This window comes from Rhodococcus sp. 4CII (genome assembly GCF_014256275.1).
Lineage (GTDB): Bacteria > Actinomycetota > Actinomycetes > Mycobacteriales > Mycobacteriaceae > Rhodococcus_F > Rhodococcus_F wratislaviensis_A.
Genome location: NZ_JACCFE010000002.1, coordinates 3,038,895 through 3,065,000, shown reverse-complemented (window position 1 = coordinate 3,065,000; position 26,106 = coordinate 3,038,895). Strand labels below are relative to the sequence as shown.

21 protein-coding genes, 2 rRNA genes and 1 riboswitch (1 of these 24 cut by a window edge) are annotated in these 26,106 nt (G+C 66.8%); of the genes, 15 read left to right on the top strand and 8 right to left on the bottom strand.

The window, feature by feature from the left end:
* The 6 genes from H0B43_RS14895 to ehuA all read left to right on the top strand — a co-directional run.
* Positions 1-2,716: ribosomal RNA gene (locus tag H0B43_RS14895) — 23S ribosomal RNA — on the top strand (it extends 418 nt beyond the left edge of the window).
* Positions 2,717-2,839: 123 nt separating this feature from the next.
* Positions 2,840-2,956 (top strand): 5S ribosomal RNA (rrf, locus tag H0B43_RS14890).
* Positions 2,957-3,180: 224 nt separating this feature from the next.
* Entirely contained in the window at positions 3,181-4,065 is an 885-nt protein-coding gene (gene ehuB / locus H0B43_RS14885; protein ID WP_185727213.1) for an ectoine/hydroxyectoine ABC transporter substrate-binding protein EhuB, read from the top strand.
* A 19-nt stretch (positions 4,066-4,084) separates the two neighbouring features.
* Positions 4,085-4,816 (top strand): ectoine/hydroxyectoine ABC transporter permease subunit EhuC, encoded by a 732-nt coding sequence (gene ehuC, locus H0B43_RS14880; RefSeq protein WP_185727214.1) that lies wholly within the window; start codon positions 4,085-4,087, stop codon positions 4,814-4,816.
* Positions 4,813-5,457: an ectoine/hydroxyectoine ABC transporter permease subunit EhuD gene (gene ehuD, locus H0B43_RS14875; RefSeq protein ID WP_185727215.1), complete on the top strand. Its 645-nt coding sequence runs from the start codon at positions 4,813-4,815 to the stop codon at positions 5,455-5,457. The genes ehuC and ehuD overlap by 4 nt, the downstream gene beginning before the upstream one ends.
* A gap of 19 nt (positions 5,458-5,476) precedes the next feature.
* A complete protein-coding gene (gene ehuA, locus H0B43_RS14870) occupies positions 5,477-6,238 on the top strand; it encodes an ectoine/hydroxyectoine ABC transporter ATP-binding protein EhuA (RefSeq protein ID WP_185727216.1) in 762 nt (253 codons plus the stop codon).
* 7 nt (positions 6,239-6,245) lie between these two features.
* On the opposite strand, the gene H0B43_RS14865 is transcribed toward ehuA, so the two are convergent.
* Entirely contained in the window at positions 6,246-7,250 is a 1,005-nt protein-coding gene (locus H0B43_RS14865; protein WP_185727217.1) for a bile acid:sodium symporter family protein, read from the bottom strand.
* A gap of 84 nt (positions 7,251-7,334) precedes the next feature.
* Here H0B43_RS14865 and H0B43_RS14860 point away from each other — a divergent pair, with 84 nt between their 5' ends.
* From H0B43_RS14860 to H0B43_RS14850, 3 genes are all read left to right on the top strand, one after another.
* The gene (locus tag H0B43_RS14860; protein WP_185727218.1) at positions 7,335-8,195 is read left to right on the top strand and encodes a LysR family transcriptional regulator; all 861 of its coding nucleotides are present in this window, start codon (positions 7,335-7,337) and stop codon (positions 8,193-8,195) included.
* Positions 8,196-8,308: 113 nt separating this feature from the next.
* The gene (locus H0B43_RS14855; protein WP_185727219.1) at positions 8,309-8,956 is read left to right on the top strand and encodes a GntR family transcriptional regulator; all 648 of its coding nucleotides are present in this window, start codon (positions 8,309-8,311) and stop codon (positions 8,954-8,956) included.
* Positions 8,953-10,284, top strand: coding sequence for an MFS transporter (locus H0B43_RS14850; protein WP_185727220.1), 1,332 nt, complete (start codon positions 8,953-8,955; stop codon positions 10,282-10,284). Before H0B43_RS14855 ends, H0B43_RS14850 begins: the two co-directional genes overlap by 4 nt.
* On the opposite strand, the gene H0B43_RS14845 is transcribed toward H0B43_RS14850, so the two are convergent.
* Both H0B43_RS14845 and H0B43_RS14840 read right to left on the bottom strand, forming a co-directional pair.
* A complete protein-coding gene (locus H0B43_RS14845) occupies positions 10,215-11,543 on the bottom strand; it encodes a M1 family metallopeptidase (protein ID WP_312033742.1) in 1,329 nt (442 codons plus the stop codon). The two genes, H0B43_RS14850 and H0B43_RS14845, sit on opposite strands and share 70 nt — an antisense overlap.
* Positions 11,528-15,418 (bottom strand): Pls/PosA family non-ribosomal peptide synthetase, encoded by a 3,891-nt coding sequence (locus H0B43_RS14840; protein WP_185727221.1) that lies wholly within the window; start codon positions 15,416-15,418, stop codon positions 11,528-11,530. Before H0B43_RS14840 ends, H0B43_RS14845 begins: the two co-directional genes overlap by 16 nt.
* 219 nt (positions 15,419-15,637) lie before the next feature.
* On the opposite strand from H0B43_RS14840, the gene H0B43_RS14835 reads away from it, so the two are divergent.
* Both H0B43_RS14835 and H0B43_RS14830 read left to right on the top strand, forming a co-directional pair.
* Positions 15,638-16,348 (top strand): YciI family protein, encoded by a 711-nt coding sequence (locus H0B43_RS14835; RefSeq protein ID WP_185727222.1) that lies wholly within the window; start codon positions 15,638-15,640, stop codon positions 16,346-16,348.
* Positions 16,348-17,574 carry an RNA polymerase sigma factor gene (locus H0B43_RS14830; RefSeq protein WP_185727223.1) on the top strand — a complete coding sequence of 409 codons (1,227 nt, stop codon included), beginning with the start codon at positions 16,348-16,350 and terminating at the stop codon, positions 17,572-17,574. Before H0B43_RS14835 ends, H0B43_RS14830 begins: the two co-directional genes overlap by 1 nt.
* Here H0B43_RS14830 and H0B43_RS14825 read toward each other — a convergent pair.
* From H0B43_RS14825 to H0B43_RS14810, 4 genes are read right to left on the bottom strand one after another with little or no spacing between them, the layout of a single operon-like run.
* Positions 17,571-18,596: an agmatine/peptidylarginine deiminase gene (locus H0B43_RS14825; RefSeq protein WP_185727224.1), complete on the bottom strand. Its 1,026-nt coding sequence runs from the start codon at positions 18,594-18,596 to the stop codon at positions 17,571-17,573. The two genes, H0B43_RS14830 and H0B43_RS14825, sit on opposite strands and share 4 nt — an antisense overlap.
* Entirely contained in the window at positions 18,593-19,591 is a 999-nt protein-coding gene (locus H0B43_RS14820) for a nitrilase-related carbon-nitrogen hydrolase (protein ID WP_185727225.1), read from the bottom strand. The genes H0B43_RS14825 and H0B43_RS14820 overlap by 4 nt, the downstream gene beginning before the upstream one ends.
* Positions 19,588-20,211 carry a TetR/AcrR family transcriptional regulator gene (locus H0B43_RS14815; protein WP_185727226.1) on the bottom strand — a complete coding sequence of 208 codons (624 nt, stop codon included), beginning with the start codon at positions 20,209-20,211 and terminating at the stop codon, positions 19,588-19,590. Before H0B43_RS14815 ends, H0B43_RS14820 begins: the two co-directional genes overlap by 4 nt.
* 28 nt (positions 20,212-20,239) lie before the next feature.
* Positions 20,240-21,721 (bottom strand): cytosine permease, encoded by a 1,482-nt coding sequence (locus H0B43_RS14810; protein ID WP_185727227.1) that lies wholly within the window; start codon positions 21,719-21,721, stop codon positions 20,240-20,242.
* Positions 21,722-22,017: 296 nt separating this feature from the next.
* Here H0B43_RS14810 and H0B43_RS14805 point away from each other — a divergent pair, with 296 nt between their 5' ends.
* From H0B43_RS14805 to H0B43_RS14795, 4 genes are all read left to right on the top strand, one after another.
* Entirely contained in the window at positions 22,018-23,265 is a 1,248-nt protein-coding gene (locus tag H0B43_RS14805) for an MlaD family protein (protein WP_185727228.1), read from the top strand.
* Positions 23,266-23,345: 80 nt separating this feature from the next.
* Positions 23,346-23,460, top strand: a riboswitch (SAM riboswitch).
* A gap of 51 nt (positions 23,461-23,511) precedes the next feature.
* Entirely contained in the window at positions 23,512-24,807 is a 1,296-nt protein-coding gene (locus H0B43_RS14800) for an aminotransferase class V-fold PLP-dependent enzyme (protein WP_185727229.1), read from the top strand.
* A gap of 4 nt (positions 24,808-24,811) precedes the next feature.
* Positions 24,812-24,904, top strand: a complete 93-nt coding sequence (locus tag H0B43_RS43140) for a putative leader peptide (protein WP_368680942.1) — start codon at positions 24,812-24,814, stop codon at positions 24,902-24,904.
* 49 nt (positions 24,905-24,953) lie between these two features.
* A complete protein-coding gene (locus H0B43_RS14795) occupies positions 24,954-25,580 on the top strand; it encodes a hypothetical protein (protein WP_185727230.1) in 627 nt (208 codons plus the stop codon).
* Positions 25,581-25,585: 5 nt separating this feature from the next.
* On the opposite strand, the gene H0B43_RS14790 is transcribed toward H0B43_RS14795, so the two are convergent.
* Entirely contained in the window at positions 25,586-26,095 is a 510-nt protein-coding gene (locus H0B43_RS14790) for a flavin reductase family protein (protein ID WP_397517513.1), read from the bottom strand.
* Positions 26,096-26,106: the final 11 nt, after the last annotated feature.

Here is a 26,106-nt window from a genome sequence, read left to right as displayed (position 1 = left end):
CCGTACACGAAAATGTGACGACTGTTGTGATGGAAACCCAAGTAGCACCGGGCCCGTGAAATCTGGTGTGAATCTGTCGGGACCACCCGATAAGCCTGAATACTCCCTGGTGACCGATAGCGGACTAGTACCGTGAGGGAAAGGTGAAAAGTACCCCGGGAGGGGAGTGAAATAGTACCTGAAACCGTGCGCTTACAATCCGTCAGAGCCTTTGCACACTTCGGTGTGGGGGGTGATGGCGTGCCTTTTGAAGAATGAGCCTGCGAGTTAGTGGCATGTCGCGAGGTTAACCCGTGTGGGGTAGCCGTAGCGAAAGCGAGTCCGAATAGGGCGTCCGTAGTGGCATGTTCTAGACCCGAAGCGGAGTGATCTACCCATGGCCAGGTTGAAGCGACGGTAAGACGTCGTGGAGGACCGAACCCACTTAGGTTGAAAACTGAGGGGATGAGCTGTGGGTAGGGGTGAAAGGCCAATCAAACTCCGTGATAGCTGGTTCTCCCCGAAATGCATTTAGGTGCAGCGTCGCGTGTTTCTCACCGGAGGTAGAGCTACTGGATGGTCTAGGGGGCCCACAAGCTTACCGAAATCAGCCAAACTCCGAATGCCGGTGAGTGAGAGCGCGGCAGTGAGACTGCGGGCGATAAGGTTCGTAGTCGAGAGGGAAACAGCCCAGATCGCCAGCTAAGGTCCCTAAGCGTGTACTAAGTGGAAAAGGATGTGGGGTCGCGAAGACAACCAGGAGGTTGGCTTAGAAGCAGCCACCCTTGAAAGAGTGCGTAATAGCTCACTGGTCAAGTGATCCTGCGCCGACAATGTAGCGGGGCTCAAGTACACCACCGAAGCTGCGGCATTCACACAATGCACCCCTGCGATTCTGCGGAGTCGTGGGCAGTGGTGTGGATGGGTAGGGGAGCGTCGTGTGGCCATGGAAGCGGCGGGGTGACCCAGCCGTGGAGGCCACACGAGTGAGAATGCAGGCATGAGTAGCGAAAGACGAGTGAGAAACTCGTCCGCCGAATGACCAAGGGTTCCTGGGCCAGGTTAATCCGCCCAGGGTGAGTCGGGACCTAAGACGAGGCCGACAGGCGTAGCCGATGGACAACGGGTTGATATTCCCGTACCCGTGTGAACGCGCCCCTGGTGAATCAGTGATACTAACCATCCTGAAGCGTCCTTACGTCCCTTCGGGGGCCCTGGACGTGGATGCATGGGACCTGATCTGGTAGTAGCCAAGCGATGGGGTGACGCAGGAAGGTAGCTGAGCCAGTCAGTGGTAATACTGGTGTAAGCCTGTAGGGCGAATGGTAGGCAAATCCGCCATTCACACAGCCTGAGAGGTGACGCATAGCCGAATGAGGCGAATTCAGTGATCCTATGCTGCCGAGAAAAGCCTCTAGCGAGCTTTCACACGGCCCGTACCCCAAACCGACACAGGTGGTCAGGTAGAGAATACTAAGGCGATCGAGATAACTATGGTTAAGGAACTCGGCAAAATGCCCCCGTAACTTCGGGAGAAGGGGGGCCTCGTCCGGTGATCACTCTTGCAGTGTGAGCTGGGTGGGGCCGCAGAGACCAGTGAGAAGCGACTGTTTACTAAAAACACAGGTCCGTGCGAAGTCGTAAGACGATGTATACGGACTGACGCCTGCCCGGTGCTGGAAGGTTAAGAGGACCGGTTAGCTCCTCGGAGCGAAGCTGAGAATTTAAGCCCCAGTAAACGGCGGTGGTAACTATAACCATCCTAAGGTAGCGAAATTCCTTGTCGGGTAAGTTCCGACCTGCACGAATGGCGTAACGACTTCTCAGCTGTCTCAACCATAGACTCGGCGAAATTGCATTACGAGTAAAGATGCTCGTTACGCGCGGCAGGACGAAAAGACCCCGGGACCTTCACTACAGCTTGGTATTGGTGTTCGGTTCGGTTTGTGTAGGATAGGTGGGAGACTGTGAAGCGCTCACGCCAGTGAGTGTGGAGTCGTTGTTGAAATACCACTCTGATCGTATTGGACCTCTAACCTCGGACCATGATCTGGTTCAGGGACAGTGCCTGGTGGGTAGTTTAACTGGGGCGGTTGCCTCCCAAAATGTAACGGAGGCGCCCAAAGGTTCCCTCAGCCTGGTTGGCAATCAGGTGTCGAGTGCAAGTGCACAAGGGAGCTTGACTGTGAGACTGACAGGTCGAGCAGGGACGAAAGTCGGGACTAGTGATCCGGCACCGGCAAGTGGAAGCGGTGTCGCTCAACGGATAAAAGGTACCCCGGGGATAACAGGCTGATCTTCCCCAAGAGTCCATATCGACGGGATGGTTTGGCACCTCGATGTCGGCTCGTCGCATCCTGGGGCTGGAGTAGGTCCCAAGGGTTGGGCTGTTCGCCCATTAAAGCGGCACGCGAGCTGGGTTTAGAACGTCGTGAGACAGTTCGGTCTCTATCCGCCGCGCGCGTTAGAAACTTGAGGAAGGCTGTCCCTAGTACGAGAGGACCGGGACGGACGAACCTCTGGTGTGCCAGTTGTTCCACCAGGAGCACCGCTGGTTAGCTACGTTCGGAAGGGATAACCGCTGAAAGCATCTAAGCGGGAAGCCTGTTCCAAGATGAGGTTTCTCACCCCCTCGAGGGGGTAAGGCCCCCGGCAGACCACCGGGTTGATAGGCCAGAACTGGAAGTCCGGTAACGGATGCAGGTGACTGGTACTAATAGGCCGAGGACTTACCACAAAGAAGCTACGCGTCCACTGTGCGGTATCTGAAACAACACACGTTTCGGAGCAGACCACGAAGAACACCACCACCTGGGTGGTGGGATCTTCGCCGATGTTCCGTGTGACAGTTTCATAGAGTTACGGCGGCCATAGCGGAGGGGAAACGCCCGGTCCCATTCCGAACCCGGAAGCTAAGCCCTCCAGCGCCGATGGTACTGCACCCGACAGGGTGTGGGAGAGTAGGACACCGCCGAACATCCGTTACCGAAAGCCCCCCAACACCGTTGGGGGGCTTTCGGCTTTTCTATAGCCCTGTCGGACCTCTGCTTGATAACGCTGAGGTAACGTCCCCACGGTTCGCCTATGGCGAGTCGTTCGCCTGCGTAACGTGGCCCGGGCAGATCCGGTGGGATCGTGCCGAGCGTGCGCACCCGCCCGGATCACCCGAGGTGACGAAGGGAATCTGTGGTGACGAGCGCGATGTCGAAACAAGGTCCGACGGTCAGAGCCGCTGTCGCCCTCGCCGGCCTGATGGTGGCGGCCGGTTCCCTGGCGGGGTGCACGAAGACCGACACGTCCAGCGGCGGGTCACTCCTTCAGCAGCTGCAGGACAGCGGAACGGTGACCGTCGGTTTCGCCGGCGAAGCGCCGTACAGCTTCGAGCAGGACGGACAGCTGACCGGAGCCACCGTGGCGCTGCACCGGGAAATCTTCAAGAACCTGGGCATCGACAATGTCGAAGGCGTCAGCACCGACTTCGGCGCACTCATCCCCGGACTTCAGGCTCGGCGCTTCGACGTCGTCAGTGCCGGCATGTCGATCCTCCCGCAGCGATGCGAACAGGCAGCGTTCAGTGAGCCGGAGTTCAACTACACGACCGCGCTGATGGTCCCCAAAGGCAATCCCGCGAACCTCACGGACATGCAGTCGGTGCAGCAGAGCGGAGTGCGAATGGCAGCGATGACCGGGGCGATCGAATCGGACTATGCGCAGGAACTCGGGATCGACGCGATGCAGGTGGCGTCGCCGCAGGACGGAATGGACGCCGTCGCAAACGGAAGAGCGGATGTCTTCGCGCTTACCGGAATCTCGCTGAACTGGCTGGCGCAGAACAATCCACAGGTGCCGGTGGAGGTCACCAACTCGTTCGTCGCCGTGATCGACGGGGTGCCCCAGGTGGGTGCGGGCGGCACCGTCTTCCGTAAGGAGGACACGGAGTTGCGGGACGCCTACAACGCCGAACTGGCGAAGATCACCTCTGACAAGGACAAGTACCTGTCCATCGTCGGACCGTTCGGATTCACCGCGGAGGAACTGCCCGACCCGAATCTGACGACGGCCAAACTGTGCGGCGGGGCCGGCTGAGCGCCTTGGTCCACTGCCTGTGAAGGAGAACATCGACGCGCTGCTGGATGCGTGGCCGAGCATCCAGGAAGGCATCGTCGTCACGCTCGAACTGACGGCGGGTGGTGCGCTCCTGGCCTTCGTCCTTGCGCTGGCCCTCGGGCTGGCGGCACGTGCGCACAACATCGTGATCAGAGGCTCGGCGCGTGCATTCATCGAATTCTTCCGAGGCACTTCGCTGTTGGTGCAGCTGTTCTGGTTGTTCTACGTGGTCCCGCTGTTCGGCTATCTCCTCGATCCGGTGCTGTGCGGGATCCTCGCGCTCGGACTGAACTATGGCGCCTACGGAGCCGAGGTGGTTCGAGGCGCCATCAACTCGGTGCCGCAGTCGCAGTGGGAGGCAGCGACGGCGCTGGACTTCAGCCACTGGCAGCGGCTGCGCCGGGTGGTCCTCCCGCAAGCGTGGGCGGAGATGATTCCCCCACTGACGAACCTCCTGATCCAGCTCCTCAAGGGAACGGCGCTCGCGAGCTACATTCTTCTGCAGGACTTGACCTTCGAAATCGACCAGCTCCGGCAAACAACCGGGAACACCCTCTTCGCGTTCGGCGTCGGACTCGTCATCTATTTCGTCATCGGCTACGTCCTGACATTGCTGATGAACGCGCTGGAGGTGCGCGCCAAGAATCGCCTCGGCACCGGGCCGTCGCTGCGTGAGATCTTCAGCCTCGCCCCCTCCGATCCCAGGGGACTGGAGGCCGCGAAACAGTGAGCGTGCAATGGAGTTGGGATCGTGCGTTCGAGGCTCTGCCGGTGCTGCTCGACGGATTCAAGATCACCTTGATCGCAACGGTTCTCGGGTTTCTGATCTCCGTCGTCCTCGGACTGGTTATCGCGCTGATCCGGCAGGCGGCACCGCGATGGGTCGGCATGCCGGTCCGTGCGATCAGTGAGTTCATCCGGCTCACCCCGCTCGTCGTGCAATTGCTGTTCGTGTACTACACGTTCACCGGACTCTCGCCGCTGCAGATCGGTGTCGTGGTGCTGGGAATCCACTACTCGACGTACATGGCGGAGGTGTACCGGGCAGGGATCGAAGCGGTGCCCGTCGGGCAGTGGGAGGCGGCGCAGGCGCTGTCGATTGCGCCCACTCGGACGTGGCGGGCGATCATCCTCCCGCAGGCCATCCGTCGCGTCGTCCCGGCGCTGGGCAACTACGCGGTGTCGATGTTCAAGGACACGCCGTTCCTGTTCGCGATCACGGTCGTGGAGATGGTGACGGCAGCACAGCAGTTCGGCGCCCGGCATTTCCAGTACCTCGAACCACTGACCCTGGCAGGTGTGATCTTCCTGCTGGCCAGCTACCCGACGTCCCTGCTCATACGGCGATTGGAGAGACGTCTTGCCCGATGATGCGAGTGCAGCAACCCCGATGATCCGATTCGACGACGTCGTGAAGCAATTCGGCGACCACGTCGTGCTCGACCATCTGGATTTCCAGGTCGCACGCGGCGACCGGGTGACCCTGATCGGTCCGAGCGGTTCGGGAAAGACGACCATCCTGCGACTGGTCATGACGCTCGAGAAGGTGAACGACGGAGTCATCTGGGTAGACGGAGACCGCCTGACGCACGAGGAGAAGGGAAACAAACTCGTCCCGGCGTCGGAAAAGTACACCCGCCGGATACGTCGCCGGATCGGCATGGTCTTCCAGCAGTTCAACCTGTTTCCCAACATGAACGTGATCGAGAACATCACCGAAGCGCCGATTCACGTCCTCGGACTCGACAAGGCCGCTGCGGTGAAGCGTGCACGCGAGTTGCTCGAGATGGTAGGGCTCTCGGACAAGGAGACCGCGCACCCGACGCAACTGTCCGGTGGTCAGCAGCAGCGGGTCGCGATCGCGCGAGCCTTGGCCATGGACCCCGACATTCTGTTGCTCGACGAGGTCACGTCGGCGCTGGATCCGGAACTGGTGGCGGATGTCCTCGACGTACTGAGGAACGTGGCCCGCACTACGGACATCACGATGCTGATCGTCACGCACGAGATGCAATTCGCGCGGGACGTCTCGAACCGGGTGATGATGTTCGATGCCGGCCGGATCGTGGAGGAAGGCGACCCGGCGACGATCTTCACCGCGCCGAAGCACGAGCGCACCAAGACCTTCCTGAAGGCCGTGCTGGCCAACTGAGTTCCGGCTAGCGCGACGTCGTCGCGAGGTCCGGTTCTTCGGACGCGGCGCGCCGTGCCAGCCTGCCCGCCATCCACGCGCATACCAGCAGCTGCAACTGGTGGAACAGCATGAGTGGCAACACGATCAGGCCGATCGGTTGGCTGGCGAACAGGACGGTGGCCATCGGGAGCCCGGTCGCGAGGCTCTTCTTCGATCCGCAGAACGTGATCGTGATCTGGTCCGCCCGGTCGAAACCGAGACGCTTCGACCCGAACCAGGTGAGGGACAGAACGATCGCGAGCAACACCGCGCACACCGCCAGCAGTGCGAGCAACCGGCCGACGGAGAGCGTGCCCCAGATGCCCTCGTTCATGCCCTCGCTGAACGCGACGTAGACAACCAGCAGAATCGACCCTCGGTCGACGAGTTTGAGCGGCGCGCCGTGCGCCGTAACCCAGGTCCCGATCCACCGTCGCAGGACCTGGCCGGCGATGAACGGGAGCAGGAGCATGACGAGGATGCCGATCGCGGAGGACGCGTCGAAACCCGCCCCCTCACTCGTCATCAGCAACGCGACGAGCAGCGGGGTGACGACGATGCCGAGGATGTTGGAGAACGAGGCGCTGACGATCGCGCCGGGCACGTTGCCGCGGGCGATGGACACGAACGCGATGGACGACTGGACCGTCGACGGCAGCAGGCAGACGTAGAGGAGGCCGAGGTACAGGGGTTGCGTCAGGACCGTCGGCACCAGGACGCGCGCGGCGATCCCGAGCAGGGGAAAGATCACGAACGTCGCCGCGAGGATGGTGACGTGCAGACGCCAGTGCCGCAGACCGTGCAGCGCCTCCTGGCTGGACAGTCTTGCGCCGTAGAGGAAGAACAGAAGTCCGACGGCCACTTTCGTGGCCCAGGTGAACGCGGTCAGCGCCGTGCCGTCGGCGGGTATCAGGCTGGCGATCCCGACCGTGATCAGGATGCCGACAATGAAGGGATCGAGACGTCCGAGGAGCGGGATCTTCGTCAGCATGGGGTAAACCCTAGGCACGCTGCCGATATTCCGGAAGGCGATAGTCACGATTACTGTAATGCTGAACCGTGATAACAATGGGACATGTTCGATCCCGTCCAACTTCGGAGCTTCCTGGCAGTGGCGCGCACCCGCAGTTTCACCGCCGCGGCCCGGCGTCTGAATCTGCGGCAGTCGACCGTCAGCCAGCATGTGGCAAAGCTGGAGATCGCTGCCGGGCGGCGCCTGTTCCTGCGCGACACGCACTCGGTCGAATTGACCGCGGACGGCTCCGTGATGGTGGGTTTCGCGACCTCGATACTCGAGCGGCATTCGGATGCCGAGCGCTACTTCACGCAATCCGGTGTGCGTGGACGCGTCCGGTTCGGAGCGTCCGAGGATCTGGTCCTGCACGAACTCCCTCGGATTCTGGGGGAGTTCCGCCGCAGTCACCCGCTCGTCGATCTCGAGCTCACCGTCGCGTTGAGCGAAGTGCTGTTCCGGCAACTGCACGACGGCAGCCTGGACCTGGTCTTCGGGAAGCGTCGCCGCGGGGATCGGCACGGTGAGCTCGTGTGGACCGACCGGCTGGCCTTCTTCGCCGCACCCGATTTCGTTCTGGACACCGAGGGACCGGTGCCGCTGGTGGCGTATCCGCCGCCGTCGATCACGAGGCAAGCGGCGCTCGACGTCCTGGAGAAGTCCGGACGCGGTGCGCGCGTGGCCTGTGTGACCGACAGTTTGAACGGACTCCGCGCCGCGTGTCTTGCCGGTCTCGGCGTCGTATTCCACGCCGAGACCCTGCCCCCTGCCGGATTGGTCCCGGTGCGGATGCGCTCGCGTGAGGACTGGGGGCCCGCGGTCGACGTCGAATTCGTGCTGGAGGCCCGCCGGAGTGTTCTCAGCGAGCCGGAGCAGGCGCTCCGCGCCGCGATTCTCGAGAATGCGGATCGCCTGCGCGCGTGACCTCGGCGTGGACACCCCCCTGCCGTCCGGTGCACCTCTGGAGATAGAGCTCACAGTCGCCGCGGCGCCATAGACGCGACAGCGGGTGCGCGGTATAAATACATCTTGTGTCTATGTTGTATTCCGCTGCGGAGCAGGCCTATCGCGAGGTCAAGGAGCTCATCCTGTCGGGCGGTCTGCCCGGCGGTGAGTTGATCAGCGAGGGCGAGATCGCCGGACGCATGGGCCTGAGCCGCACCCCCGTGCGCGAAGCGTTCCTCCGGCTCGAGGCCGAGGGCTGGATGCGGCTGTACCCGAAGCGGGGCGCGCTCGTCGTACCCGTCGCGGACGGCGAGGCGGAACACGTGGTCGACGCCCGCCAGCTGGTCGAGACGCACAGCGTCCGGCTGCTCGCCGACCAGCCCCGCCCACGGGAACTCCTCGTCGCCAGGCTCCGCGAGAACCTGGTCGAACAGCGGGCGATCGCCGAGCGGGGCGACGTCGCCGCCTTCAGCGCCGCCGACGCCGACTTCCACCGGATGATCGTCGAGGCCGGGGAAAACCCGTTGCTCGCCACGTTCTACTCCAGCATCCGTGAGCGGCAGCGCCGGATGACGGCCCACTCGATCGCGCGCGATCCGGGACAGCTGCCCAAGATCATTGCCGACCACGAGCGTCTGACCGAACTCGTCGCGGCCGGGGACGTCGCCGGGTTCGACGCCGCCGTGCTCGTCCACATGCGCCAGGTCCACGCCCTCAATCCGAGAGGAGTTGCGCGATGACGGTCGTCCGCGAATCCCCGGCGAAGGTGCCCGAGGCCCTCGCGTCGCCGCGCGCCTGGCTGCTGGTGGCCACGACCATGTTCGCGGTGGCGTGGGGCGGCAACCAGTTCACGCCGCTCCTGGGCATGTACCGCGCCGACCACGGTTTCGCACCGGTGACGGTCGATCTCTTCCTGTTCGCCTACGTCGTCGGGATCGTGCCCGCCCTGCTCCTGGGCGGCCCACTCTCCGATCGGCTGGGACGTCGGCCGATCCTGCTGCCGGCACCATTCCTGACGGTGGCCGGCTCCGCACTCCTGGCCCTCGGCGCCGACTCGGCGGCGATGCTCATCGTCGGGCGGGTCCTGTGCGGCGTCGCGCTCGGCCTCGGCATGGCCGTCGGCGGCAGCTGGGTGAAGGAACTGTCGACCGCGCCCTGGGACCCGGTGGCCACGGACGGCGCCGGGGCGCGGCGGGCCGCGATGAGCCTGACCGGTGGTTTCGGCCTCGGCGCGGGCGTCGCCGGTGTTCTCGCGCAGTGGGCGCCGATGCCGAGCGTCCTGTCCTACGTCGTGCACAGCGCGATCGCCGTCTCCGCTGCCGTCGCACTGTGGCGTGCCCCCGAAACCCGCGCGGCACAGCCTGTCTCCGAACGGGTTTCGCTCGTCCGCGACCTCGCGATCCCGTCCGCCGCACACAAGCGATTCCTGTTCGTGATCGCCCCGCTCGCACCCTGGGTGTTCGGTACGGCGGCCGCGGCCTACGCGGTGCTCCCGTCGCTGATGTCCGGGCACACCGGCGGGTTGCCGCTCGCGTTCTCCGCGCTGATGTGCATGCTCGGCCTCGGAGCGGGCTTCGCCATCCAGGCACTCGGCCGCAAGATCGACACTCCCCGCAGCGCACGCGCCGTCGTCGTCTCGCTCGCCGTCGTCCTCGCAGGCATGGTCGCGGCCGTCGCCGCCGCGTCCGCGCTCACCGTTCCGCTCGCGCTCGTGGCCGGCGTCGTGCTCGGCTGCGGATACGGCATGGCCATGGTGTCGGGACTGCAGGAGATCCAGCGGATAGCGGGACCGGACGACCTCGCCGGACTGACCGCCGTCTTCTACTCGCTGACGTACCTGGGATTCGGGATGCCCGCCGTGATGGCCTACCTGTCCGAGACGTTCCCGGCGGTGACATATCCGCGAATGTTCGTGTTCGGCGCGGTCGCGGCCGCGGGATGCCTTGCGCTCGCAGTTGCGAAGTGGCGCTCGCACCTCCCGAATCAGGAGGCGGCGGATCACATCGACGGCAGCGTCTTCTCCCCGAGCCAGGAGTCCCACAGCCGGCGCAGCGGCTCGTCCGTGTAGTGGGTTGCCAGATCGGTGAACTGCTCACTCGTGACCGTGGAGTAGCGGTGGGCCAGCGTCCACTCCCGGAGCAACGCGAAGAACTTGTCGTCGCCGAGCCGGCGTCGTAGTGCGTGGAGCGTGAGCGCACCCCGCTTGTAGACGCGGTCGTCGAACATCAATTGCGGTCCCGGGTCGGCGATCACCAGATCCTGCGGTTTCCGGGACAGACCCTGATGCGCCTGCAGAGCCAGCCGATGCGCCGACGGCCCACCCGAATTCTCCGACCAGATCCACTCCGCGTAACAGGCGAATCCCTCGTGCAACCAGATGTCCCGCCACTGACCGAGCGTCAGGCTGTTGCCGAACCACTGATGGGCGAGCTCGTGCGCCACCAGACGTTCGGACCAGCGCCGGCCGGTGCAATGGTTGGCGCCGAAGATCGACAGTCCCTGCGCCTCGAGCGGGATCTCCAACTCGTCGTCCGCCACCACCACCGTGTAGTCGGCGAACGGGTACGGTCCGAACAACCGGCCGAACAGGTCCATCATCTGAGGCTGCCGGCCGAAGTCCACGTCGAACGACGCACGCAGTCGCGGCGGGTGGACGGCGAACATCGGAACACCACCGGACCCGAAGCTGCGGCGCTCGTACGGCCCGATCTGGACGGTGGCCAGATAGCTCGACATCGGCTCGGTCTGCTCGTACACCCACGTGGTCTGACTGGCCCGGGTCTGCTTGCTGACGAGGGTGCCGTTGGCGACCGCGTAGTACGGTGAATCGGTCGAGATCGAGATGCGGTAACTGGCCTTCGAACTCGGATGGTCGTCGCAGGGAAACCAGGACGCCGCGCCGTTGGGCTGGCTGGCGACGAGCGCTCCCTCGGACAGTTCCTCCCAGCCGACCTCGCCCCACACGCTGCGGATCGGTTTCGGGGAACCCCCGTACTGGACGGTGAGCACCAGAGCGGCGCCGGCCGGAATCTCCCGGGCCGGAGTGACGATCAGCTTCCCGTTCCGGTGCAGCCATTTCGTGCTGCGGGACCCGTTGGCCGCGACCTTGGTGACGTGCAGGTTGGCCGCGAGGTCGAGGGCGAACCGGGACCGTGTCTCGGTGGCCACCGCCGTGATCGTGGCTTTGCCCGCCAACCGGTTGCTGTGGACCTTGTACGTGAGTTCGAGGTCGTACCGCGACACCCGGTATCCGCGGTTGCCGTTCTGGGGGAGGTACGGGTCGACCGGCTCGTCGATCCCCTTGGCGGGCTTCACGCGCCCGGCCACGGGGCGATCGGGTTGCCCTGCCAGCGCGTGGACGGCGGCACCGTGTCGCCGCGCATGACGAGGGAGGCCGGGCCGACCGTGGCTCCTTCCCCGATCCGGGCGGCGGGCAGCGCGACGCAGTGCGGGCCGAGGGTGGCGCCGGCCCCGAGGATGACGGTGTCCATGGACATGATCCGATCATGGAACAGGTGAGTCTGCACGACGCACCCCCGTTCCACGGTCGCGCCGTCGCCCAGCGTCACCAGATCGGCCTCGGGAAGCCAGTAGGTTTCACACCACACGCCCTTGCCGATGGTGGCGCCGAGGCCCCGCAACCAGACGTTAAGCACGGCGGTGCCGGTGGCGGCGCGGGCGAACCAGGGCGCGGCGACGGTCTCGACGAACGCGTCCGACACCTCGTTCCGCCACACGAACGAACTCCACAGTGGGTGCTCGATCTTCCCGATGCGTCCGACGACCAGCCATTTCGCGATTATGGAGATCAGCCCGGCGACCGCACCCGCAACGAGGAGGACGATGCCGCCGGCGAGCCCCGCGAGCCAGAAACCGACGCGGTCGGCCATGACCTGCAGCGCGAACAACACGCCGAGCCCGATCCCGAACGTCACCATCACCGGAATGAGGCGGCACGTCTCGACGAAGGCGCGCGCCACCTTGAGCCGGTACGGCGGGCGGAACGTGCGGCTGGCGTCGGTGTCACCGGGCGCCCTCCGGAGACGGACGGGGGGACTGCCCAGCCAGGACGAACCCGATTTCGCCTTCGACGGTGTGGCCGACAGCACCGCGACGAGCCCGTTCTTGGGAACCCGCCGACCTGGACCGGTCATCCCGGAATTGCCGAGGAACGCGCGCTTGCCGACCTTGGCGTGTTCGATGTGCATCCAACCGCCGCCGAGTTCGTAGCTCGCGATCATCGTGTCGTCGGCGAGAAACGCGCCGTCGGCGACGGTCGTGAACTTCGGCAGCATGAGCACGGTCGACGCTTCCACGTTCTTGCCGATCCGGGCGCCCAGCAACCGCAGCCATCCCGGCGTCAGCAGGCTCGCGTACAGCGGAAACAGGAAGGTGCGGGCGGAGTCCATGAGCCGTTCGGTGGCCCACACCTGCCAGCCGATGCGACTGCGGACCGGGTGGTACCCCTCCCGCAGCCCGATCGACAGCAGCCGGACGGACACGACCGTGAGGCCGGCGAACACGGCGAGGCTGACGAGCGTCGCGGCGGGCAGGATCACCAGCGACTGGAGCACCGCGGACCCGAGCGTGCCAGCGTCGCGGATCCACCACCCGATGAGCACGATTCCGGCGACGAGCGCGAAGATCGGCAGCCCGGCGATGAGCATCGACGTCCCGCCGAACACGGGAACCCAGTACGACGCACGCCGCGGCGTCTCCTCGGGCCACGGGTGGACGGCCTTGCCCACCTTGACCGCGGGTGAACCGGCCCAGTGCTGATTGGCCTTGACGCGCCCGAACACGGCGGAGCCGGCCTCGACCTCGGCGCCCCGCCCGATGGCGGCGCCGGGCAGCAGCGTCGATCGGGCGCCCACCGACGCGCCGGGACCGATCTTGATCCCGCCGATGTGGACGACGTCGCCGTCGACCCAGTGCCCGGACAGGTCGACCTCGGGTTCGACCGAGCAGCCGTCGCCGAGTTCGAGCATGCCGGTGACCGGCGGCAGGGTGTGCAGGTCGACGCCCCTGCCGACCGTGGCGCCGAGTGCCCGCGCGTAATAAAGCATCCAGGGGGCGCCGGACAGGTTCGCGGCGCCGCTGGCCTCGGTGAGGCGCAGGGCCACCCACAGTCTCAGGTGTTCACTGCCCCCTCGGGGATAGGTTCCCGGTTCGAGCCCCCGCAGCAGGATCCGTGAACCGAGCACCGAGATCGCCATCCGGCCCACCGGGCTGATGAACGCGAAGAAGGCGAGCAGAATCCACCACCACGACACCGTCGGCGCCCAGGACACGGTCGTGAACCACGAGAAGACGTTGTTCGCAATCGCCAACCAGGTGACCCACTGCAGACCGGTGAGGGTGGTGAGCGGAACGGTCGCCGCGATCTGCGCGAGCTGGCTTCGACGCGGAGTCGGGACCACCACGCGGGGTTCGGCGGCGTCGATCGGCGCCAGCTGGTCGAGGTATTCGGCGAGTGAACCGAGCCGCGGATGGTCGTAGAGTTGCGCGACCGTCACTTCGGGGAACCGTTCGCGCAGCGCCGTGACCAGTTGGGCGGCGGAGAGGGATCCGCCGCCGAGTTCGAAGAAATCGTCGTCGGGCCCCGTGATCTCGGCGCCGAGAATCGACGCCCACAACCCCGCGACCCACGCCTGCGTGCCCTCGAGACCCAATTTCTCGGCGGCGTCGTCGACGCCCGGCGGGGGCCAGGGGAGGGCGTTCCGGTCGACCTTGCCCGACGTTCGGGTGGGCAGTTCGTCGACCAGCACCAGCCGGGGGACCAGCGCCGCCGGGAGCTGCTCGACGAGCGCGGCGTGCGCGGCCTTGAGGTCGAAGTCAGGGTTGGTGCTGGCCAGATAGCCGACGAGGATCTGGTGACCGGCACCGGTCCTGCGCACGGCCGCGGCCGCACCGCCGACGCCGGGAAGATTCTGCAGGGCGTTGTCGACCTCGCCCAGCTCGATGCGCCTGCCACCGAGTTTCACCTGATCGTCCGCGCGACCCTGGAACAGCAGCCCGCTGCGGTCGAGTCGGACGAGGTCGCCGCTGCGGTAGGCGCGCTCCCAGCCGAGCGTCGGCATCGGGGCGTACTTCTCGGCGTCCTTCGCCGGGTCGAGGTACCGGGCCAGGCCGACACCGCCGATGACCAGTTCACCCACCTCACCCTCGGGCACGGGTTCGCCGGCCGCGTCGACGACGGCGAGATCCCAGCCGTCCAGCGGGAGTCCGATGCTGACCGGACTCTTGCCGTCCATCAGCGCGCCGCAGGCCACGACCGTCGCCTCGGTGGGCCCGTACGTGTTCCACACCTCGCGTCCGTCGACGGCCAGCCGCTCCGCCAGTTCGGGCGGGCAGGCCTCGCCGCCGAAGATCAGCAGGCGCACGGCCTCGAGGGCCTCGGCGGGCCACAGCGATGCCAGGGTCGGCACCGTCGAGACGATGCTGACGTCGCGTGCGACGAGCCACGGGCCGAGATCCATGCCGCTGCGGACCAGGGACCGGGGCGCGGGAACGAGGCAGGCACCGTGCCGCCACGCGAGCCACATCTCCTCGCAGGACGCGTCGAACGCCACCGACAGTCCGGCCAGCACCCGGTCTCCGGGCCGGATCGGGTCTTCACGCAGGAACATCCGGGCCTCGGCGTCCACGAAGGCCGCCGCGTTGCGATGGTTCACCGCGACGCCTTTGGGGGTGCCGGTGGATCCGGAGGTGAAGATGATCCAGGCGTCGTCGTCGACGGTCGGCGGGCGGGCGCTCGGCGACTCTTCCCTGTCGGGGGCGGTGCCCGCGGTGATACCTGAGCCGGTCACCACACACCGGACCTGCGCCTCACCGAACACGAGTTCGGCGCGTTCCTCGGGGTCGTCCGCGTCGACCGGAACGTAGGCGGCGCCGACGGCGAGCGTCGCGAGGATCGCGACGTACAGCGAGCAGGACCCGGACGGCATGCGGATACCGACCCGATCGCCGGCCCCGACGCCCGAATCGGCGAGGACCTCGGCCGTCTGTCGGATCTCCTCGAGCAGTTCGCGGTACGTCAGCGAAGTCGTGCCGTCGTCGATCGCCGGGGCTTCGGGGTTCGCCTCGGCTGTCGCGACCAGGATGTCGACGAGGGTGCGCGGCGCCGGCGCGAATTCGCGGCGGAGGAATTCCCGGGGTATACGGAGCGACAGGTCCGAATCCGTCGGCGACTGGAGAGACAATCCAGGATTCCTTCTCTGAGCGGTGGTGGTGCGTACGGCCCGTTATCTCACGATCACGTGACCAGATGGTGAACAGTTGGTGGTGGGTAGGGCTTCGTCGACCATTCTTCACCTGTCGTTCGCAGGTTTCTCGCCGCACATGTAGAAGTCCGCCCGACTTCTTCGTCGTCTGGTCAGAAGGAGCACCCGAGTTCCTTCGAATCGCGGAAGGATGACGTCATGTACTACCTGGCATTGCTGGCGGGCGAGACGAACGCCACCGAATGGGGTCCGGACAGCCCGGAGTTCGCCGTTGCACTGGGCCGCCATCGGGCGTTCTGGGAGCGCGCCGGTTCCGCGCTCGCGGGCGGCGGAGCCCTGTACCCGAGCACGGAGGCGGCGACCGTCAGAAACGAGGACGGGCGTGCGCTGATCACGGACGGCCCGTTCGCGGAAACGGCGGAGGTGATCGGCGGTTTCTACGTTCTCCAGGGATCGGACCTCGACGAGGTGCTGGAGATCGCGCGGCACATTCCCGAGGCCGCCGAGGGGTCCGTCGAACTGTGGCCGATGGTCGAGTGGATGCCCGTGACCGATCAGAAGGGCTGCTGGCTGGCGCTGCTCCGGGAACCGGTGGCGGCGGCGGTATCGCCGGGCACGCCCCAGTGGGACGAGGGCATGGCCGAGCACGAGAAGTTCGGCCGCCTCGCCGGGTCCGCGATCCGCGGCGGTGGAGCCCTGCACACGCCGGACTCCGCGACCACGATCCGCGTCCGGGACGGGGAACTCCTACTCACCGACGGACCCTTCGCCGAGACCGCGGAAGTCGCGAACGGCCTCTACGTGCTCGCCGCCGACGACCGTGAGGCAGCGATCGCGTGGGCGGCGAAGATTCCGGTGTCGCCGAAAGGATGCATCGAACTCCGGCAGATCGTCGCCGACGGCGAGTAATGGACGACAACACTCTGAGCCGCATCTTCCGGGAGGAATCCGGCCGGGCTCTGGCGACGGTGGCGCGCATGATCGGCGACCTGTCCCTCGCGGAGGATGCGGTGCAGGACGCCTTCGCCGAGGCGCTCCGCAGCTGGCCGGATGCGGGTCTGCCGAGGAACCCGGGCGCATGGATCACGACCGTCGCCCGCCACCGGGCACTGGACCGGCTGCGCCGGGAGTCGTTGCGCGGCGACAAGGAGCACGATGCGGCGCGGCTCGTTCCGCCGCCGGACGAGGAAGAGGTGTGGCCAGTGCGTGACGACCAGTTGCGGCTCATGTTCACGTGCTGCCACCCGGCGCTGTCCCCGGAGTCGCAGGTGGCGTTGACGCTGCGGCTGGTGGCCGGACTGCGGCCGGCGGAGATCGCCCGGTTGTTCCTCGCCCCGGAACCCACCGTGTCCCAGCGACTCACCCGCGCCAAATCGAAGATCCGGACCGCCGGTATCCCGTTCCGGGTCCCGCCCGACCATCTGCTGCCCGAGCGCACCCCGCAGGTGCTGGCCTGCATCTACCTGGTGTTCACCGAGGGCTATTCGGCCACGGCCGGCGACACCGCGATCCGGGACGAACTCTGCGACGAGGCGCTGCGGCTCGGCCGGCTGCTGTGCGAGCTGATGCCGGACGAGGGGGAGGCGTGGGCGCTGCTGGCGCTCATGCTGTTCCACGACAGCAGGCGGGCCGAGCGCACCGACGATGGCGGCGATCTCGTCACCCTCGAGGACCAGGACCGCAGGAGGTGGGACCGGACGAAGATCACGGAGGGCGTCGTGTGCCTGCGGGCCGCGCGGCGCCGGGGAGGCGGTCCGTACGGCGCGCAGGCCGCGATCGCCGCCGCCCACGCCACCGCGCCGAATTGGGCGGCGACCGACTGGAACGCCGTGGTCGCTGGATACGACGAACTCTGCGCGTACGGGAACTCGCCCGCGGTCCGTCTCAATCGTGCTGTCGCGGTGGGATTCCGGGACGGTCCCGACGCCGGACTCGCCGAGTTGGACGCGCTCGCCGGGAACCCGCGGCTGGCGCGGACGCACACCCTGCACGCCACTCGTGCCGACCTGCTGCGCCGAGCAGGCAGGCACGCCGAATCGAGCGAGGAGTACCGCGCCGCAATCGGACTGGCGGCGAACGAACCGACCCGTCGTTTCCTCGCCAGGCGACTGGCGGAGGTGGACGGTGCCCGTTAGATTCGCCCGCGCGGCTGGTGCTGGGTGATGCAGTGGATGCCGCCGCCCCGCGCGAAGATCTGCCGTGCGTCCACCGTCACGACGCGGCGTCCGGGATAGACGCCCGACAGGATGTCGCGGGCGACAGCATCCCGGGGGTCGTCGAAGCCGCACGCGATGACACCGCCGTTGACGACGAGATGGTTGATGTAGCTGTAATCGACCCAGCCGTCCTCGTCGCGCAGGACGTTCGGGGCGGGCACGTCGACGATCTCCCACCGCGCACCGGAACGGTCACGGCTGTCGGCGAGTACCTTCCGGATCTCGGCGGTCACCTCGTGGTCGGGATGGGATCGGTCGCGCTGGGCGTGCAGCAGCACCACCCCGGGCGCGGGGAGCGCCGCGACGATGTCGACGTGCCCCTTGGTGCCGAACTTCTCGGAATCCCGCGTCAGACCACGCGGCAGCCAGACGACGTGTTCGGCGCCGATCGTGCGCGCGAGTTCCGCCTCCACGCCGGCCGCGTCCAGTGCCGGGTTGCGCAGCGGGTCGAGTTGCACCGTCTCGGTGACGAGCACGGTTCCGCGCCCGTCCACTTGGATACCGCCGCCCTCGTTGACCATCGACGACGGCACCGGCCGGGCCCCGGACCACGCCGTGACGGCCGCACCGATCGACTTGTCGTGGTCCCAGGTGGCCCAGTCCTGTTGTCCCCAGCCGTTGAACGTCCAGTCCACGGCACCGAGGCGGTTCTCCTCGTCGAGGACGAACGTGGGTCCGATGTCGCGCATCCAGGCGTCGTCGAGGGGAGCTTCGACCACGTCGACGTCCGAGGACAGGTACTTCCGGGCGGCATCGCGGTCCCCCGGATCGACGACCATGGTGACCGGTTCGAATTCGGCGACTGCGTGAGCGACCGCGGTCCACGCGGTCCGCGCCTCGTGGGCGTCTGTCTCCGTTGCGGTCATCGACGCCCCGAGAGGCGGGAACGCCATCCACACCCGTTCCTGCGGTTCGGTCTCGCTGGGCATTCGCCAGGTCATGACCGGATCTCCGCGGCCGCCACCGTCGCCGTCAGTCCGTAGGGGTGCTCGTGGTCGACCGGGTCCGTGAGCCGGGTGTATGTGTCGGGCCTGCGGGTGGCGAGGAACGGGAAGAGATCGAGCCAGTCCTTGCGCTGATCCAGGTCGAGGTCGGCCACCAGGACCGCCTCCTCGTCGCGGGGAGCGGACACGAGCACGCGGCCATACGGGTCGGAGATGAACGAGGAACCGTAGAAGTCGATGCCGCCCTCGTTGCCGCAGCGGTTGGGGACCACCATGAATGTGCCGCTGGTGATGCCGTTTCCGACGATCACGTGCTGCCAGATCGGCTGGGTGTCGAACGCGGGGAAGCTCGGCTCCGACCCGATCGCGGTGGGGTAGACCAGGATTTCGGCGCCGCCGAGCGAATACATGCGGGAGACCTCGGGGAACCACTCGTCCCAGCACGTCGGCAGTCCGATGGCGGCCCCGTCCAGTTCGGCAGGCCGGTAGACGGGGTAGGCGTCGTCGGCGGGACCGCCGCGGAAGTAGGTGTCCTCGTAGTAACCGGCGCTGACGGGGATGTGCAGCTTGCGGGTCCGGGAGAGCAGTTCGCCGGACGGGGCCACGAGGATGGCGGTGTTGAATCCGAGACCGTCAGGGCCGTCGGCCTTCTCGTAGAGCGAGGCGTGGACGCAGACCTGGTGGCGGGCGGCAGCGGCGGCCGCGAAACTGTACGTGCGTCCGGTCGTCAGGTCCTCGGCGTCACGACCGGGCGTACCGCTTGCGCGGACGTCGGCGGGGTACTTCGACAGCGTGAGTTCGGGCAGGAACACCACCGTCGCACCGAGTGCCGCCGCTTCGCCGATCGCGTCGGTCAACCCGGTGCGCAGGGCGTCCGGATCGGCCAGCCAGCGGTGCTGTACCAACCCGACGCGCAGCGGAGTGCGCGCGGACTCCGTGGAGCGTGCGGGGGAGGAGGGTGCGGACGGCGCGGTGATCGTGCGGATGGTCATTGTTCTTCCTTCGGTCTGGTGACGGGGGTGTCGGTGGTGCGGTGGGTGGGCTCGGACATCACGACGTCGATCGCGCCGAGCAGGTGGGAGTGGGCGTCCGCGGTGGTGATCTCCTTGCAGAGCCACCGCCCGGACAGTCCCTCGACGAGGGCGGTCATCGTGACCGCGGTGGGCTGGGGGTCGAGTGAGCGGGAGATCTCGCCGGTGAGTTGCGCCTGCGTGATCGCGTCGGCGATCTCCGCGACCCAGGCCGCGGTGGTCCGCGCGAGTGGCTCCCGCAGGGCCTCCTCGTACACGGCGGATGCACGTAATTCGTTCCAGGCCAACGAGTTCTCCACGACCTCCGGGCGGTCCTGGATCTCACCGAGGAGGGAGCGGGTGAGCCGGTCGCGCGCGGAGTCGCTGGACTCCTCGCCTTCGCTGCGGTAGGCGCGGGCGCGGTCGTTGATGTAGTTCAGGGCGGCCTCGAGGAGGCCGATGCGATCCTTGAAGTGGTAGTACAGCAGGCCCGGCGACACGCCCGCGACTTCCGCGACATCGTTGACGCGAAGCCCGCGGATGCCTCGTTGGGCGATGGCCGTTGCGCTGGCCTTCAGAATCGCATCGCGTCGCTCGCTCATCGGGAAATCTCCTTCGGTTCGTGCCGTCTCAGGGTGTCGGCGCCTCGACCGGGGCCACGCGTTCGGGCCACAGTCGCAGCGCGACGAGGTAGCCGGCCACGGCGAGGGCCGACGATCCGACAAGACTGACATCGACACCGTGCGCGATGTCGGCAAGGGGCCCGGAGTACAGCGACGTGTCGACGGCGAGAACGCCGAACAGGGATCCGGCCGCCCAGGGGATGACGGCGCGCAGGTTCCATCCGCCGGTGAACCAGTACCGCCCACCCTTGCGTCCGAGGTTGAAGACCTGGAGGTCGACGGGGTCGTACCGTCCTCGCCTCGCCACCAGGAACCCGGCGACGTTGATCGCCACCCAGGGGGCGGCGAAACCGTTGAGCACCAACGTCATCGCGGTGATGGAATCGACGGCGTCGACGACGAAGACGCCGATGTAGAGCAGTGCGACGGCGAGCGCCGACGTGATCAGGGTGGTGTGGACGCGCCGCAACCGGGGGATCAGCGCTTCCAGGTCGAGCCCGCTGGCGTAGACGTTGAGGACGCCCTGCCCGAGGCCGCCCGCGAGGGCGACGAGGACGATCGGCAGCACGTACCAGCCGGGCGCCTCCGCGACCAGGTCGGCGACGTAGGAGTCGCTGAGCGTGGTGAACGTCGAGGCGGTGAACGACCCGAACGCCGCGGTGAGGAACAGTCCGAAGAAGATGCCGGCCATGGTGGCCGCGACGATGGAACGGTCGGTGAACCGGACGCGGGAGATCCGCCTGCTGTAGTCGCCCAAGGTGGGGGCGTACGACAGCGGGCCGCCGACGGCCAGCACCACGGCCAGGATCCAGGTGGGCCAGAATCCGCCGAGCAGATAGTCACCGCCCCCGTCCGCGCCGTGGAAGTGCCCACCGAAAGCGAACACGCCGAGGAGAAGGAGCGCGGCGACGACGGGCAGCACGAACTTCTGGAGCGCGACCACCGTGCCGTGGCCGAACAGCGCCACGGCGACGATTTCGGCGGCGATGATGCCGTAACCGAGCGCGAGCATGCCGTTGTCGATCGGTGTGCCGAACAGGCGGTGCGCGGCGGCGATCAGTGCGTCACCCGAGGTCCACACGGCGATCGCCGCATAGGCGAGGGCGAACAGCAGGGTGAGGCCGGAGCCGATCATCCGCCCGCTGACTCCGAAGTGCGCGCCGCTGGACACGGTGTTGTTCGTGCCGGTGCGCGGACCCAGGAGCGACAGCGGCGCGATGAGGAGGGTGCCGAGCCCGATGCCGACCGCGCTGGCCGCGACCGCGCTGCCGAAACCGAGTCCGAATGTGATGGGCAGCCAGCCGAACACGATCACCGAGAACGCCAGATTGCCGCCGAAGAACACGGCGAGCATGTTGAGCGGTCGCGAATCGCGCTCCGATTCGGGGATGTACTCCACCCCGATCGTCTCGACGTGTCCGAAGCGGTCCTCCGGTGGGGAGGGGGCGGTGTCGTCGAGGGGCGTCGTCGGGTCGAGGTTCGTGGACACTGCGGACCTCACTTTCGGTGGCGGAGGTGACCGTCATCACGTCCTGTTGGGTACCGAAGATATTCCAAACTGAAAATTCAGTCAAGACCGGTGAGTGACGTGCGACACCGGCGCCGGTGCGGAGTTTGCGCAGCTGACGAGTTCGGACTAGATATATGTGTGACCGTTAGTCTCATGTATGTCTCTGTCATCGGAGTGCCTGTGTCTGCCGCCAACGTCAACCGTCGTTCCGCGAGCCGGTCCCGACTCGCCGCAGCCGGGAGGGCGCTCGGTTCATGTGGCATGGACGGTGGACGGTGAGGTCGCCGCTCGTCCGGTGGCAGCTGATCGGGTTCGTTCTCGTGGCCCTCGCGGGCCTCGTCTACGTCGGTGCCAACTACGTGCGCCTCGACAATCTCCTCGGCTTCGGTGAATACACCGTGAACCTGGAGTTGGAAACGTCGGGCGGAATCTTCACCAATGCCGAAGTCACCTACCGCGGCGTGCCGGTGGGGCGCGTCGGGGAGATGTCCCTGACCGCGGACGGCGTCGTCGTCGAACTGAAGATCGACAAGAGCGCCCCCGACATCCCCGCGTCAGCGAAAGCCGTTGTGGCGAACAGATCCGCGATCGGCGAGCAGTACGTCGACCTCCAGCCGGACACGGACCGCGGGCCGTTCCTGGCGAACGGATCCCGCATCGCCGCGGTCGATACCTCGACACCCGTGCCCGTCGAAGAATTGCTGGCGGGCACACAGGGATTGACCGAGTCCGTGCCGATCGACGCGCTCCATACCGTCGTGACGGAACTCGGCGCGGCATTCGGCGGCAGAGGGGACGACCTTCGGTCGCTCGCGGACTCGCTGTCCGGGATGTCGGAATCCGGCATCGAATCACTCGACCGGACAGTTGCTTTGGTGCGCGACAGCCGGACTGTTCTGGAGACGCAGTCCGAACAGTCCTCGGCGATCGAGGATTTCAGTGCAGATCTGGACTCGCTTGCGGATCGCTTGCGGATCAGCGACCCCGACGTCCGGCGGCTGATCGACAACGCAAACCCAGCGAGCGAGCAACTGGGGCAACTGGTCTCGGACGTCGGCCCCGGCCTCACGACGTACCGTGCCAACCTCTCGGTGACGGCGAAGACGATCTCGGCGCAGGCCACGGCCCTGCAGACGCTGTTCGTCTATCTGCCGGGGGTGGCGGCGGCGTCGTCGACCATCGCGCCCGACGACGGGACCGTCCACCTCGGTCTGGTGGCCGAGACCGGCAACCCCCCGTCGTGCACCGTCGGCTACGAGGGCACTCGGGCGATCCTCGCCGACATGAAGCGGCAGGACCCGAACTTCGACGACACGGAGCAGGACTTCCCGCAGAACACCGCCGCGTCCTGTGCGGCCCCGCAGGGCAGCCTCACCGGCGTCCGCAGCGCGAACCGGATCGTGTTCGGCGACCCTGCCACCGTTCAGCCGTGGGACTCGAAACCGAAGAAGGACCCGAACAGGCTGGACCTCAACCCGATTGCGAATCAGCTGGCGCCGCTCCTCGGGGTGACGCCTCGCTGACGCGAGTTCGCCTCCCCGACTCCGGGTCCTCTCGACGTTCGGGTTGACATCTGCGCGCCGATCCTGCAATCTTCGAAACAGGTCACGAGTACCAGCGTCAAGCCCCGGCTAGCTGGTCGGCAACCCTCCACCGCGGCGGGGTGCTCCGGGTGACGACCAGGCTGTGGTTCACACCGGACCCGGCAAGCGCGGACTCCGAGAGGGCACCGACCCTGCGACGAGTCCCTGACTACGAGGGATGTCGTGATGACTGCTGTATTGACCGCCGACGTGTGTGTAGCCCCGCTGGCCCAAGTTTCGGGCTCCGACCTGCGGGTTCCGCTGGTGCAGGGCGGCGACTGCGCCTACGTCAACTTCGACTACGCGGCGAGCGCGCCTGCCCTGGCGCAGGTCACCGACCGGATCGCGGCGCTGCTGCCCACCTATTCGAGCGTGCACCGCGGCGCCGGCTACGCGTCGCGGATCTCGACCGAATGCTACGAGAAGGCCCGCGACTCCGTTGCCCGGTTCGTCGGTGCGGACGACGACCAGGTGGTGGTGTTCACCCGGAACACGACCGACTCGCTGAATCTGCTCGCCGGATGCGTTCCCGGCAGCACCGTGGTTCTCGACATCGAGCACCATGCGAATCTGTTGCCGTGGAAGGGCTCTCGCATCGTGAGGGCTGCGGACACTCTGGCGGAGACCGTCCGGCTGCTCGTCGCGGAACTGTGCTCGAAGCCCACCGCCCTGCTCGCGGTGACGGGTGCCTCCAACGTCACCGGTGAAGTGCTGCCGATCGCGGCCCTCGCCGAGGTCGCGCATCGTTGCGGTGCACGGATTCTCGTCGACGCCGCGCAACTCGCACCGCACCGCCGCATCGACCTCGCGGAGTGCGGTGTCGACTACCTCGCGTTCTCCGGGCACAAGCTGTACGCCCCGTTCGGCGCGGGTGTGCTGGTGGGCCGCCGGGACTGGCTCGACGCCGCCGATCCCTACCTCGCAGGCGGCGGAGCGGTGCGCAACGTGACCGTCGAATCCACCCAGTGGGCACCCGCTCCTGCCCGGCACGAGGCCGGCACGCCCAACGTGCTCGGTGCCGCGGCCCTCGCCGCCGCGTGCGACGCGCTGTCCGCGCTGGACTTCGGCGCCGTGGCCGAACACGAGGCCGCGCTCACCGCCCGGCTCCACGACGGACTCGGCTGCGTCGACGGTCTGGAGTTCCTGCGGCTGTGGTCGGACGCCCCCGACACGGTCGGAATCGTGACGTTCACGATCGACGGCTTCGAGCCGGGGGAAATCGCCGCCTACCTGTCCGCCGAGCACGGCATCGGGGTACGCGACGGCCGCTTCTGCGCGCATCCGCTGCTGAGACGCCTCGGGCGGCCCGACGGTGCCGTCCGGGTGAGTGTCGGGCTCGGCAGTTGCTCCGCAGACGTGGATCGACTGGTCCAGGCCGTGCGCACCCTGGTCGCCGGCCGTCGGAACTGGGACTACGCCAAGGAGAGCGGACAGTGGAATCCGGTGCCGGAGACTCGCTTTTCGCGGGACGCGCTAGTATGAGCCCATGGCATCGCAGGCTGGGAGCACAATGATTGCTCACTGGTGCCGTCGGCATGTAGATCTCTGCCGAACCGCCTCGGGTATGTGTTCGAGCTGACCGTTCTGCCGGCTCCGTTTCATTCACACGTCATTCCCGAGGAACCCCAATGTCTCGAGACAATGCCTTCGTTTCCCGTCCCCTTCGCGTCGCCGTCGAACTGACCGGATCGGGTCACCACCCGGCGGCCGAGGGCGCCGCGGGCACACGGCCCATCAACGGTGCCGACTACTGGGTGGACCTGACCGCCGATTCGACGGATCAGCTCGACCTCACGTCGTTCCCGCCGAACGTCGTCCGGATCCGGGCGTCCGATCTGCGCGAGGCGCAGCAACAACGCGCACGGATCCGCGCCGAACTCGTCGCGGACGGCCGGAACCCCGACGGCGTCACCGTGCTGGTGGACCTCGAGGTGCTCATCGCCACCGAAGCCCGTGCGGCGCGCAAGGAACTCGCTCTCCTCGACAGTGCGCTGGAGACCCCGCGCGAACCTGTGTCGCTGCAGTACGTCGGAACTCCGGTGGGTCTGGCCGGGCTCATCGCCGACATCCAGGCGGCCGGCGTCGCCGACGGTGTGACGCTGCTGCCGCTGTCGCTGCCCAGGGTTCTGGAACAGCTCGTCGACGGCACGCTTCCGTGGCTGGAGGAACGTGGCCTCGTCACCTCCGCCGACGCCGTCGACGAAGCGCTGCGTCGCTTCGACCTGCCCAGCCGCGAGCGGGTACTTGCTTCCTGATCCGGTCAGTTGCCGTTGTTCGTCGAACCCAACGGCGTGGGCCGGTAGTACCGGCCCTCGTGGTAGAGCAGGGGAGCGGACGCGGAATCGTCGTCGGCCTCGGCGTGGACCCGGGTGACGAGGCCGATCACGAGCGTGTGGTCGCCGACGGGAAGCAACTGGTCCACGACGACCCGCAACCAGCTGGGAGTCCCGTGGAGGACCGGTTCGCCGGTGCCGAGCCGCGCCCACAGCGACTCGTCGCTGAACCGCTGGTCGGCGCTGCGCGAGAACCGCTGAGCCAGGTGCTGCTGGTGCTCCCCGAGAAGGTGGATCACCAGCGACTCCGCTGAATGCAGCGCCTCGATGCTCGACGACGTGTTCGCGATGTTGAACGACACCAGCGGCGGATCCAGGGACACCGAGGAAAACGACGACGCGGTGAAGCCGACGGGGCCGGATCCGGCGTCGAGGGTCACGATGGTGACCCCCGCGGGGTGACGACGCAGGGCTGCGCGGTAGTCGTCCGCGCTGATTCCGGGCGCGG